The 10713-nt window shown below is 67.5% G+C and carries 12 protein-coding genes; 8 read left to right on the top strand and 4 right to left on the bottom strand.

What is annotated here, in order from left to right; all coding sequences use genetic code 11:
• The first annotated feature begins 315 nt into the window (after nucleotides 1-315).
• From ABGA94_RS17965 to ABGA94_RS17990, 6 genes are all read left to right on the top strand, one after another.
• Nucleotides 316-708 (top strand): PTS sugar transporter subunit IIA, encoded by a 393-nt coding sequence (locus tag ABGA94_RS17965; RefSeq protein WP_005408386.1) that lies wholly within the window; start codon nucleotides 316-318, stop codon nucleotides 706-708.
• Nucleotides 701-970, top strand: coding sequence for an HPr family phosphocarrier protein (locus ABGA94_RS17970; RefSeq protein ID WP_005408385.1), 270 nt, complete (start codon nucleotides 701-703; stop codon nucleotides 968-970). The genes ABGA94_RS17965 and ABGA94_RS17970 overlap by 8 nt, the downstream gene beginning before the upstream one ends.
• A 2-nt stretch (nucleotides 971-972) precedes the next feature.
• Entirely contained in the window at nucleotides 973-2742 is a 1770-nt protein-coding gene (ptsP, locus tag ABGA94_RS17975; protein WP_188238747.1) for a phosphoenolpyruvate--protein phosphotransferase, read from the top strand.
• A 187-nt stretch (nucleotides 2743-2929) separates the two neighbouring features.
• Nucleotides 2930-4291: a magnesium transporter gene (gene mgtE, locus ABGA94_RS17980; protein ID WP_005415552.1), complete on the top strand. Its 1362-nt coding sequence runs from the start codon at nucleotides 2930-2932 to the stop codon at nucleotides 4289-4291.
• Between the two features lie 105 nt (nucleotides 4292-4396).
• Nucleotides 4397-4663, top strand: a complete 267-nt coding sequence (locus tag ABGA94_RS17985) for a hypothetical protein (RefSeq protein WP_005415551.1) — start codon at nucleotides 4397-4399, stop codon at nucleotides 4661-4663.
• Nucleotides 4664-4734: 71 nt separating this feature from the next.
• The gene (locus ABGA94_RS17990) at nucleotides 4735-5532 is read left to right on the top strand and encodes a prolyl oligopeptidase family serine peptidase (RefSeq protein ID WP_375367872.1); all 798 of its coding nucleotides are present in this window, start codon (nucleotides 4735-4737) and stop codon (nucleotides 5530-5532) included.
• An 85-nt stretch (nucleotides 5533-5617) separates the two neighbouring features.
• Here the strand turns inward: ABGA94_RS17990 and ABGA94_RS17995 are convergent, their stop codons facing one another.
• The 4 genes from ABGA94_RS17995 to ABGA94_RS18010 all read right to left on the bottom strand — a co-directional run bounded on the left by ABGA94_RS17995 (nucleotide 5618) and on the right by ABGA94_RS18010 (nucleotide 8275).
• On the bottom strand, nucleotides 5618-6109 hold the full coding sequence (locus tag ABGA94_RS17995) for a transposase (RefSeq protein ID WP_375367873.1): 492 nt from the start codon (nucleotides 6107-6109) through the stop codon (nucleotides 5618-5620).
• A 145-nt stretch (nucleotides 6110-6254) separates the two neighbouring features.
• Entirely contained in the window at nucleotides 6255-7205 is a 951-nt protein-coding gene (locus tag ABGA94_RS18000; RefSeq protein ID WP_049410639.1) for an aspartate carbamoyltransferase catalytic subunit, read from the bottom strand.
• A gap of 16 nt (nucleotides 7206-7221) precedes the next feature.
• The gene (gene ruvX, locus ABGA94_RS18005) at nucleotides 7222-7716 is read right to left on the bottom strand and encodes a Holliday junction resolvase RuvX (protein ID WP_079220887.1); all 495 of its coding nucleotides are present in this window, start codon (nucleotides 7714-7716) and stop codon (nucleotides 7222-7224) included.
• Entirely contained in the window at nucleotides 7709-8275 is a 567-nt protein-coding gene (locus ABGA94_RS18010) for a YqgE/AlgH family protein (protein ID WP_235649492.1), read from the bottom strand. Before ABGA94_RS18010 ends, ruvX begins: the two co-directional genes overlap by 8 nt.
• Before the next feature lie 91 nt (nucleotides 8276-8366).
• On the opposite strand from ABGA94_RS18010, the gene ABGA94_RS18015 reads away from it, so the two are divergent.
• Both ABGA94_RS18015 and ABGA94_RS18020 read left to right on the top strand, forming a co-directional pair.
• The gene (locus ABGA94_RS18015; protein ID WP_188218501.1) at nucleotides 8367-10160 is read left to right on the top strand and encodes a DUF4153 domain-containing protein; all 1794 of its coding nucleotides are present in this window, start codon (nucleotides 8367-8369) and stop codon (nucleotides 10158-10160) included.
• Entirely contained in the window at nucleotides 10157-10669 is a 513-nt protein-coding gene (locus ABGA94_RS18020) for a DNA-3-methyladenine glycosylase I (RefSeq protein ID WP_375367874.1), read from the top strand. The genes ABGA94_RS18015 and ABGA94_RS18020 overlap by 4 nt, the downstream gene beginning before the upstream one ends.
• Nucleotides 10670-10713 lie beyond the last annotated feature (44 nt).

A 10713-nucleotide genomic window follows, 5' to 3' on the forward strand; every position in this document is an offset into this window, starting at 1 on the left:
GGTGTGGGTAGGCAGGACACGCCGTGAACCCGTCCATGGGGGCTCGATGGCGCCATCCATGGCGCCAACGGTCCTGCCTACCCACACCGCCCCGCCTCTGACAGATTCCGTGCGCTGTTGGTAGGTGTCGACCTTGGTCGACACGGTAGATCCACGCCATGCGTGGATGAATCGCTGCCAGGCATCGAAAAACGCATGGGGTCGGATCCCTTTTTCAATGAAAAAGGGCCCCGACCCGAGCAACACTGAATACGGGACACAGTACCCCTCATCTGCTGCTATCGCCGATTCACCTTGACCTGTTAACGTGCAGTAATGACCTGTGGCATTCTCCTCGTAACACATCCCGGGGTCGGGACCGCCCTGCTTGACGTGGCGACCCGGCTCCTGCGGCAGTTGCCGCTGAAAACCGAAGCTTTCGAAGTACCGTTCGACGCAGACCTGGACGCCCTGCTCCCGCTCGCCTCGGCCGCTTTGCGGCGGGTCGATGGAGGTGACGGCGTGCTGATCCTGACCGACCTGTACGGCGCCAGCCCCGCCAACCTTGCCGGGCAGCTGGCCCGGCTGGGGACCCCGGTTCGCCGGGTATCGGCGCTGAGCCTGCCGATGTTGCTGCGGGTGATGAATTATCCGGAACAGGGACTGGATCAACTGCCTGCCACAGCCGCGGCGGGTACCCGTAATGGAGCGATAGTCGACGATGCTTGAACGAGAACTCACCGTCAGCAACCGCCTGGGCCTGCATGCCCGGGCCACCGCCAAGCTGGTGCAGACCCTGGCGCCGTTCCGCTGCAACGTGACCATGGCCGCCAAGGGCCGTGAGATCAACGCCAAGAGCATCATGGGCGTGATGCTGCTGGCCGCCGGCCAGGGCACCCCGGTCACCGTGCGCATCAACGGCGAGGACGAAGCCGCCGCGATGGAAGCGGTGGTCGGCCTGTTCGAACGCCGCTTCGACGAGGACAGCTGAGCGTGCCGCGCGCACGCGCCAGCCAGGTCCCTTCCGGCCAACGGCCGGTACAGCTGCTGGCCGGCCACGGCGCCGCGCGAGGAACGGCGATGGGCCGGGCACGCGTGCGACTGCCGCATGCGCTGGAGGTGGCCGAGCAGCGCGTGGCCGCCCACCAGGTCGAGGCCGAACTGGCGCGCCTGCACCGGGCGCTGGATGCCGCGCGTACGGAAATGCACGAGCTGCGCCAGCGCCTGCATGGCGCCCTGAACCAGGAAGTGGGCGAGTTCCTCGACCTGCACGCGCTGCTGCTGGACGACCCCGAGCTGCTGTACGGCCTGGACGAGCTGATCCGCAGTGGCCCGTACAGCGCCGGCTATGCCTTGCGCCTGCAGCGCGACCGCCTGGCCAAGGTCTTCGATGGCATGGACGATGCCTATCTGAAGAGCCGCATGGACGATCTCGACCATGTGATCGGGCGCATCCACGCCTTCCTGCAACCCGAACGGCCGTCGGCAGTGAAAGGCCTGGCCGGCGAGATCCTGGTCTGTGACAACATCGCGCCCTCCGAGCTGGCGCAGCTGCAGGCACAGGGCGTAGTCGGCATCGTCACGGCCGCCGGCAGCGCGCTGTCGCACAGCGCGATCCTGGCGCGCAGCCTGCACCTGCCCCTGATCGTCAACGTGCCGCAGCTGCTCAGCCGCATCGCCGATGGCGATGTGCTGATCATCGATGGCGCCGACGGCAGCATCACCGTCAACCCGCAGGCCGACAACCTGCGGGACTACCGCGTCCGGCTGAAGGAACATGCGCGCGAGCAGCGCGAGCTCGGCCGCCTGCGCAGCAAGCCCAGCCGTACCCGCGACCAGGTCGACATTGCCCTGCTGGCCAATGCCGAATCGCTGGAAGACGTGACCCAGGCGCATGCACTGGGCGCGCAGGGGCTCGGCCTGTACCGCACCGAATTCCTGTTCCTGCAGCGCAATGAGCTGCCGGACGAAGAAGAGCAGTTCCAGACCTACCGCGATGCCGCGCTGGGCATGAGCGGGCGGCCGGTCACCATACGCACGCTGGACCTGGGCGCGGACAAGGCCGACCGTACCGGCCTGACCCTGAGCAACGAAGAGAACCCTGCACTCGGCCTGCGCGGGGTGCGCCTGTCGCTGGCACGGCCGAAAGTGGCCGACACCCAGCTGCGCGCGATCCTGCGCGCGTCTGCATACGGCAAGCTGCGCGTACTGGTGCCGATGGTCAGCACCCGCGAGGAACTGCTGGCCGTGCGCCGGCGCATGCTCAAACTGACCGAACAGCTGCGCGGCGAAGGGCACATGGTGTCCGACCATGTACCGCTGGGCGCGATGATCGAAGTCCCCGCCGCTGCGCTGGCGCTGGAGAGCTTCATCGACCTGGTCGATTTCCTGTCGATCGGCACCAACGATCTGGTGCAGTACCTGCTGGCTGCCGACCGCAACAACGAGGCGCTGGGCGAGTTGTATTCACCGCTGCACCCGGCCGTGCTGCGGCTGCTGCAGATGGTGATCGAGACCGGCGCGCGTCACCGCATCCCGGTGGCGGTCTGCGGCGAGATGGCCGGTGATGCCCGGATGACCCCGCTGCTGCTGGCGCTGGGCCTGAGCGAGTTCAGCCTGCATCCGGGTACGTTGCTGGAGGTACGCCGCGCGATACGCGAAGCCGATCTGGGTGCGCTGCGCGCCCGTGCCACAAAGTTGCTGGCCGCGCGCGACCGCCGCGCCATCGAACGCTGGCTGGCGCTGGTGGCGGATACGCCCTGACACCACCCGCTCGCCGGGCATGCACGCCTGGGGTCAGATCCCTTTCCCGCGGGAAAAGGGATCTGACCCCGTCTCGTTGCCGCCGGGGTATCCGGTGAAACATCGCCTTGCGATAATGACGCGCTGAACACCCCTGTTGCCGCATCCTTGCCGGGATCGCGGCTTTTCTTATCCCGCGGGAGCTGCGATGGCTGAAGCTGTACGCCACGACAAGACTGCGCGCCAACTGCGGATGCTGTCCGATGCACTGGACAGCGGCCGGCTGGGCCCGGTACGTCGCCTGGTCAACACCCTGGCCCCGGCCGAGATCGGCAACCTGCTTGAATCACTGCCGCCGGGCAAGCGCGAGGTGGTGTGGGGCCTGGTCGATCCTGAAGACGACGGCGAGGTGCTGGTCCACGTCGGCGAGGACGTGCGCGAAAGCCTGCTCGCGGACATGGACCCGGACGAGATCATCGCCGCGGTCGAAGACCTGGACATCGACGATCTGGCCGACCTGGTCGAAGACCTGCCGGATACGGTCATCGATGAAGTCCTCAAGTCGATGGACCGCGAGAACCGCGAGCGGCTTGAACAGGTGCTGTCCTATCCCGAGGACAGCGCCGGCCGCCTGATGAACCCGGACGTGGTGACCGTGCGCGCCGACGTCAACGTCGACGTGGTGCTGCGCTACCTGCGCCTGCGCGGCGAATTGCCTGACCACACCGACCACCTGTTCGTGGTCAGCCGGCGGCACCAGTATCTCGGCCGGGTGTCGCTGGCGGCACTGGTGACCCACGAGGACACCACCCCGATCAACCGCCTGATCGACGACGAGCAGCCGGCCATCGACGTCGGCGAGAGCGACCAGGAAGTGGCACGGCAGTTCTCCGACCATGACTGGATCTCCGCACCGGTGGTGGACGAGAACAACATCCTCGTTGGCCGCATCACCATCGATGACGTGGTCGACATCATCCGCGGCCAGGCCGAGCACCAGGCGCTGGGCGCCGCCGGCCTGGATGAGGACGAGGACCTGTTCAGCCCGGTCTGGCGCGCCATGCGCCGCCGCCTGATGTGGCTGTCGATCAACCTGTGCACGGCCTTCCTGGCCTCCAGCGTGGTCGGCCACTTCGAAGGCACCATCGACAAGCTGGTGGCGCTGGCGGTGCTGATGCCGATCGTCGCCGGCCTCGGCGGTAACGCCGGTACCCAGGTGCTGGCGCTGATGGTGCGCGGCCTGGCGTTGGGCCAGGTGGGCGCCTCCAACGCGCGCACGCTGCTGTGGAAGGAAGTGCGGGTGGCCGCGCTCAACGGCCTGCTGCTCGGCTCGATCCTGGGGCTGATCGTGCTGGCCTGGTTCCACTCGCCCGGGCTGTCGGCGGTGATCGCCATCGCGCTGACCTGCAATCTGCTGTTTGCGGCGCTGGCCGGCGTACTGGTGCCGCTGACCCTGAAACGCTTCGGCTTCGACCCGGCGCTGGCCAGTGGCATCTTCCTGACTGCCGTGACCGACTCGATGGGCTTCTTCACCTTCCTCGGCCTGGCCACGCTGGTGCTGCTGCACTGATCCCTGCCGGGCCGGATCCCCGCAACGCGGAGCTCCGACCCACACCAATACCCAGGGTCGGATCCCCGCAGCGCGGGGCTCTGACCCGATTCCAACTGGACCCTCATGGCCACCACGATCGAAAACTATTTCCAGCCCGGCTGGCGCGACCAGCAGCACACCTGCCCGGCCTGCGAATGGAAGGGCAGCTCGCGTGCCATGGAGATGGAGCTGGACGAGGACGCCACCGAGTACGCCTGTCCGGTCTGCGAAAACCCGTTGCTGGTGGTGCTGCATCCGGACATGGCACAGGTGCAGGCCGCGGCCGCCAGCGGCAATGCCGAAGCCCAGGAACAGCTGGACATCATTGCCAGCTTCCCGCGCCCGCAGTGATGCGGCGCAAGATGCCGCGTTGACCTGCGGCGGACTAGGATGCGGCTGAACCCACCGCTCCTGGAACGTCGATGGTCCGTACGATGATGCGCTGGCTGCCAATGCTGGCGATCCTGATGATGGCCGGCTGCGCCTCGCACCCGGACAGCGCACGTGGCCGCTTTGAATCGCGTGCGGTGAAAGTGGATGGCCGCACCGCCTATTACCAGGTGTTCATTCCGGCAACCGCGGCGCGCACGCCTGGCGCGCTGCCGGTGGTGCTGTTCCTGCACGGATCCGGCGAGCGTGGCGGCGACGGCGTCAAGCAGACCCATGCCGGGCTGGGGCCGCACCTGCGCAGGCACGCGGCCGACTTCCCCGCGTTGGCCGTATTCCCGCAGGTGCCGGGCCGCCAGGAATGGAGCGGGCGCAACAACCGCGTTGCGCTGGCCGCCCTGGACGCCACCATCGCCGAGTTCGGTGCCGATCCCTCGCGGCAGTACCTGACCGGGATGTCGATGGGCGGCTATGGCAGCTGGAACATCGCGCTGGATCAACCCGGGCGCTTCGCCGCGATCGTGCCGGTATGCGGCGCGGTGCTGGCGCCGCGCGCGGTGCGTCCGACCCTGTTCGTCGAACAGGTGGCCCAGGAATCCGATCCGTATGCCGTGATCGCCAAGCGGCTTCGGCACACACCGATCTGGATCTTCCATGGTGCGCTGGATGACGTGGTGCCGCCGGACGACGACCGCAAGCTGCACGCCGCCTTCCAAAGCGCCGCTGCACGCGACGTGCGCTACACCGAGTACCCGGAGGGCAACCACAATGCCTGGGACGCCACCTACGCGGACCCGGCAATGTGGGCATGGCTGTTCGCGCAGAAGCGCTGAACCGCGGCTTCTGCTGGGAAACATCTGTTGGTGGATACCTACCGTTGGTCGGCGGGTATGGGTGGGTGCCGACCGTTGGTCGGCACTATCTCTCCGCTTCGGGGTAATCCACTGCTTGGTACCTCCCATCAATCTCCCATCGGCACCAGGCATACGGATACTCTCCCGCGCAGCTCGCCAAGTTCGCCCTGACCGGGTTGGCGACGATGTACATCGCATGGCGAAACAGTGATTCTTCAGAACGAATGGCGTGATCGTGATAGCTCGATTGCCAAAATGGTCCTGTCTTGCCCAGCATGCGGTTGATCCGCAATGCACTGCTCGATTTGAAGCGTTGCATGATGTAGTCCAGCGAGAACGCACGGATCTCCACAAGCCAATGGATGTGGTCCGGCATGACCACATAGGCAAGTGAGTGCGTCAGGCCATCATCATCAATGCGACGGAACACATCCATCACCTCCTGTGCCGCAGTGGCATCATCGAAGTAGCGTCGACGTTCCTGGGTGACGGTGGTCAGGATGTAGGATTGCCCGATCCGGGAATGGCGGCCAAGGCGTAGGCGTGCGCGGTTCATGGGCCCAAGCGTGCGCCTGCCGGTATCTCTCTTCTATCGGGCAACACGTCAATACAGGTAGGCCCGAAACCATTCAATGGCCAGGCCCGCACTTCACCGCACTGATGGTTCAGTGCCGACCAACGGTCGGCACCCACCAAAGTGGTCAGCCCAGCAAGGTTTCCAGCACGGCCATGCGCACCGCGACGCCGTTGGCGACCTGGCGCAGCACCCACGATTGCGGGCCATCGGCCACGTCGTCGGTCACTTCCACGCCGCGGTTGATCGGCCCCGGGTGCAGTACCGCAGCGTCCTTGCCGGCACGCGCCAGGCGCTCGCGGGTCAGGCCGTACTGCGCGTGGTACTGCTCCAGCGACGGCACCAGGCCTTCTTCCATGCGCTCGCGCTGCAGGCGCAGCATCATCAGCGCGTCGACGCCTTCCAGCATCGCGTCGAAATCATCGCCGACCACGCAACCCTTCAGGGTCTCGTCATCCGGCAGCAGCGACTGCGGGCCGCACACGCGGATCTCGCCCACGCCCAGCGTGCGCAGCGCATGCAGGTCGGTGCGGGCCACGCGCGAGTGCTTCACGTCGCCGACGATCACCACTTTGAGCTTCGAGAAATCCGGGCCCTTGGCCTGGCGCAGGGTCAGCATGTCGAGCAGGCCCTGGGTCGGGTGCGAGCTGCGGCCGTCGCCGGCATTGATCAGCGCGGTGCCCTCGCCCGCGGCGTCGGCCAGCGCGGCCACGGCGCCGTCATCGGGGTGGCGCACCACGAAGCCGCGCACGCCCATCGCTTCCAGGTTGCGCAGCGTGTCGCAGGCGGTTTCGCCCTTGCGCGTGGACGAGGTCGAGGCATCGAAGTTCAGCACATCGGCCCCGAGGCGCTGCGCGGCCAGCTGGAACGAGCTGCGGGTGCGCGTGGACGGCTCGAAGAACAGCGTGCACACCGCCGAACCGGCCAGCACGTGGCGCTTGTTGCCGACACGGCCGACTGCGGCGTCGCGGATCTGCCCTGCCCGATCGAGCAACTGCAGCAGGGTTTCGCGCGGCAGGCCCTCCAGGGTCAGCAGGTGGCGCAGGCGTCCGGAGGCATCGATTTGCTGGGCAGTCATGGCGGGAGTCGTGCAGTCAGGGAATGGGGGTGGCGTCGTCGGGGGACGACAGCCAGCGGTCGATGATCACCGCCGCGGCCACGGCGTCGAGGGCGGCCGCATCACGACGACGCTTGCGCCCTTCGGCGCGCTCGACGGCGAAACGGCGGGCAGCCTCGACCGAGCTGGAACGCTCGTCGATCATCGCCACCGGCAGCTTGAAGCGTTCCCGCAGCTGGCGGGCGAAGCCCTGCGCGCGCTTGCGGTTGGGCTGGTCCTGGCCGTCCAGGGTCAGCGGGTCGCCGACCACCAGGCCGTCGGGCTTCCATTCCTTGAGCAGGCGTTCGATCGCGGTCCAGTCCGGGCCGTTGCCGTGCACATCGACCACGGCCACCGCGCGCGCATGGGCGGCGAAAGCGCTGCCGATGGCCACGCCGATGCGTCGCGAGCCAACATCGAAACCCAGAACGGTGCCGTCACGGCGGATCGCCGGGGCTGCAGGAACCGGTGCGGGCGCGGCCGGCTCAGACATGGCCGCTGTAGTCGGTCAGCCGGAACAGATCCACGCCGATGCGCGAAGCCGCCCCCTGCCAGCGCTGCTCCAGCGGCAGCTGGAAAACCAGCTCGGCATCGGCCGGCACGGTCAGCCAGCTGTTCTCGGACAGCTCGGTTTCCAGCTGCCCTGCACCCCAACCGGCACAGCCGAGGGTGACCACGGCATTGGCCGGGCCTTCGCCGCGCGCCATCGCTTCGAGGATGTCGCGCGAGGTGGTCAGGTACAGGCCGTGGCCCACGGTCAGGCTGGAATCCCACGCGCGCGCGTCGTCATGGATGACGAAGCCGCGCTCGGGATGCACCGGGCCGCCATTGAGCACCATGCGCGCCTGCAGGTCGCCATCACCGGTGGTGATGTCCATCTGCGCGAGCACTTCACCCAGCGTGTATTCGGAAGGCTGGTTGACCAGCACGCCCATCGCCCCGTTCTCGTCGTGCTGGCAGATCAGCGCGACGCTGCGGGCAAAGGTCGCGTCGAGCAGCGACGGCAGCGCGACGAGCAGGTGATCGGCAAGGGAGGTCGGCATTACAGGCATGGGCCCATTCTACCTGCTGGGGGCGGGATGGTCGCGCGATGGCGCCGAACCACGATGGGCTAGGATGGTGCTTTGCCACGGAAGGTCATTGATGCCGTCTTCTTCGCCCCTGACCCTGCCGGCACGCAGCGCCATCGTCCTGCTTGCCCTGCTGCAGGGCCTGATGCTGTATGCCGCGCAGGAGCTGTCCGATGCCTGGCCGTTCCGCGATATCGGCTGGCGCTACTGCTGGTACGCCTGGGTGCTGGCCATTCCCAGCGCGGTGGCGCTGAGCCTGGTCGAGCTGGGCCAGCGCCGACTGTGGCTGCAGGCCGTGCTCGGCTCGGCGGTGGTGCTGGCGCTGGCCGCCTGGATCGGCTGGAACCTCAATGGCGAGACCGCACTGGAGTCGGGCGCGCTGCAGTTTCCGTTGACCCTGGGCATGGGCGTGGCGGTGTTCGTGGCCCTGCCCTGGTGGCAGTTCCAGCTGCAGCATGGGCACTGGCGCGCCAGCTACCCCGAGTTGTTCGAGCGCGCCTGGCAGAACGGTTTGACCCTCGCTTTGGCGGCGCTGTTCACCGGGCTGACCTGGCTGCTGCTGTGGCTGTGGGCAGCGCTGTTCCAACTGCTGGACGTGAATGTCTTCCGCGACCTGTTCCGGCAGGACGCTTTCATCGCACTGGCCACCGGCAGCCTGGCCGGGTTCGGCGTGCTGATCGGGCGCACCCAGCACCGTGCGATCCAGATCACCCGCCAGGTGCTGTTCGCGATCTGCCGCGGGCTGCTGCCGCTGCTGTCGTTCATCGCCGTATTGTTCGTGCTGAGCCTGCCGCTTACCGGGCTGGAACCGCTGTGGAAGACCCGTTCGGCCGCCAGCCTGCTGGTGGTGGTGTCGCTGCTGCTGGTGACGTTCACCAATGCGGTCTACCAGCAGGGGGAAGACAGCGTCTCCTACCCTCTGGTGCTGCGCAGGCTGGTCGAAGCCAGCCTGCTGACACTGCCGGTTTACGCCGCGCTGGCACTGTATGCATTGGGCCTGCGCGTGGCGCAGTACGGCTGGACCCTGGATCGCTTCTGGGCGGTACTCGTCGCATTGGCCACGGCCGGCTATGCCGTGGGCTACGCGCTGGCGGTGCTGCGCCGGCAGCGCCGCTGGCTGCAGATGCTGGAGCCGGTCAACCGCTGGATGTGCTGGGCGGTGCTGGCACTGGCCCTGCTGGGCAACTCGCCCCTGCTGGACCCGGTGCGGCTGACCCTGTCCAGCCAACTGGAGCGGCTGCGCGCGGACCCGCCGGCGATCACCAGCAGCGACGTCAACGTGCTGCGCTTCGATCTGGGGCGCCGTGGCGTGCAGGCGCTGCGCGAACTGCAGCGCGATCCGGCCATCACCGCTGATGCCAACGCGCCACAGGTGATCGCTGCAGCACTGGCACGCACCTCACGCTGGGACGACGGCCATCGCCTCGACAAGGGGCCGCAGGACGTCGCCGCGCTTCAGCGCGCGCTGAAGCTGGCCAAGGGATCCAGTTCTCCACCGGACGACTGGTGGAAAGCTCTGGCCACCCGATCGATCAATGGCGAATCCTGCGCCCAGAGCGAGCGCGACTGCCTGATCGTGCATCGCGACCTGGACGGCGATGGTACCGGCGAGGTGCTGCTGTGCGAGCTGAACACCCACCGTGGACCGGACTGCGTACTGTACGCACGTGGCAAGGATTCGCAGTGGCGCCGGGCCGGTGCGCTGTTCGGCACCGTCAGCGGCCAGGCCGAGACGATCAACCAGGCCCTGCGTGACGGCAGACTCACGCTCATTCCACCGCGCTGGCCGATGCTGTCCATCGGCGGGCACCCTGCGGTGGCCATCGATCCCGAATCCGAATCCGATTCCAACGAGCCTTCCCCATGAGCGGCTACTGCCTCATCGCCCCGGGCCATCCGGTGCACGACTATTACCACTCCAACGAGTACGGCTTCCCGCAGCGTGACGAGCGCGAGCTGTTCGAGCGGCTGGTGCTGGAAATCAACCAGGCCGGCCTGAGCTGGGAAACGATCCTGAAGAAGCGCGAGGGCTTCCGCGCGGCCTACGACGGCTTCGATGTCGACCGCGTGGCGGCGTATGCCGAGCAGGACATCGAGCGCCTGCTGTCGGACGCAGGCATCATCCGCAACCGGCTGAAGGTACGGGCGGCGATCCACAACGCGCAGGTGATCCAGCAGTTGCGGGCCAGCCATGGCAGCTTCGCGGCGTGGCTGGATGCGCACCACCCGCGCAGCAAGGCCGACTGGGTGAAGCTGTTCAAGAAGACGTTCCGCTTCACCGGCGGCGAGATCACCGGCGAATTCCTGATGAGCCTGGGCTACCTGCTCAACGAGCGCCTGCTGCGGCCGGCGCTGGTGGTGGTGGCCGCCGACTGATCCGGCAGGGCCGGGCGGCGGACAGACCCGTCACCCGACCCGAC

The sequence above is a fragment of the Stenotrophomonas sp. 3diitr2024 genome (assembly GCF_042136455.1).
Taxonomy (GTDB): Bacteria; Pseudomonadota; Gammaproteobacteria; order Xanthomonadales; family Xanthomonadaceae; genus Stenotrophomonas; species Stenotrophomonas sepilia.

What these genes read in the sequence shown, in the direction of transcription:
- ABGA94_RS18020 (WP_375367874.1), top strand. Translation starts at nt 10,157, where the DNA reads ATGAGCGGCTACTGCCTCATCGCCCCGGGCCATCCGGTGCACGACTAT.
- ABGA94_RS17985 (WP_005415551.1), top strand. Translation starts at nt 4,397, where the DNA reads ATGGCCACCACGATCGAAAACTATTTCCAGCCCGGCTGGCGCGACCAG.
- mgtE (WP_005415552.1), top strand. Translation starts at nt 2,930, where the DNA reads ATGGCTGAAGCTGTACGCCACGACAAGACTGCGCGCCAACTGCGGATG.
- ABGA94_RS17970 (WP_005408385.1), top strand. Translation starts at nt 701, where the DNA reads ATGCTTGAACGAGAACTCACCGTCAGCAACCGCCTGGGCCTGCATGCC.
- ABGA94_RS17990 (WP_375367872.1), top strand. Translation starts at nt 4,735, where the DNA reads ATGGTCCGTACGATGATGCGCTGGCTGCCAATGCTGGCGATCCTGATG.
- ABGA94_RS18010 (WP_235649492.1), bottom strand. Translation starts at nt 8,275, where the DNA reads ATGCCTGTAATGCCGACCTCCCTTGCCGATCACCTGCTCGTCGCGCTG.
- ABGA94_RS18015 (WP_188218501.1), top strand. Translation starts at nt 8,367, where the DNA reads ATGCCGTCTTCTTCGCCCCTGACCCTGCCGGCACGCAGCGCCATCGTC.
- ruvX (WP_079220887.1), bottom strand. Translation starts at nt 7,716, where the DNA reads ATGTCTGAGCCGGCCGCGCCCGCACCGGTTCCTGCAGCCCCGGCGATC.
- ABGA94_RS17995 (WP_375367873.1), bottom strand. Translation starts at nt 6,109, where the DNA reads ATGAACCGCGCACGCCTACGCCTTGGCCGCCATTCCCGGATCGGGCAA.
- ABGA94_RS18000 (WP_049410639.1), bottom strand. Translation starts at nt 7,205, where the DNA reads ATGACTGCCCAGCAAATCGATGCCTCCGGACGCCTGCGCCACCTGCTG.
- ABGA94_RS17965 (WP_005408386.1), top strand. Translation starts at nt 316, where the DNA reads ATGACCTGTGGCATTCTCCTCGTAACACATCCCGGGGTCGGGACCGCC.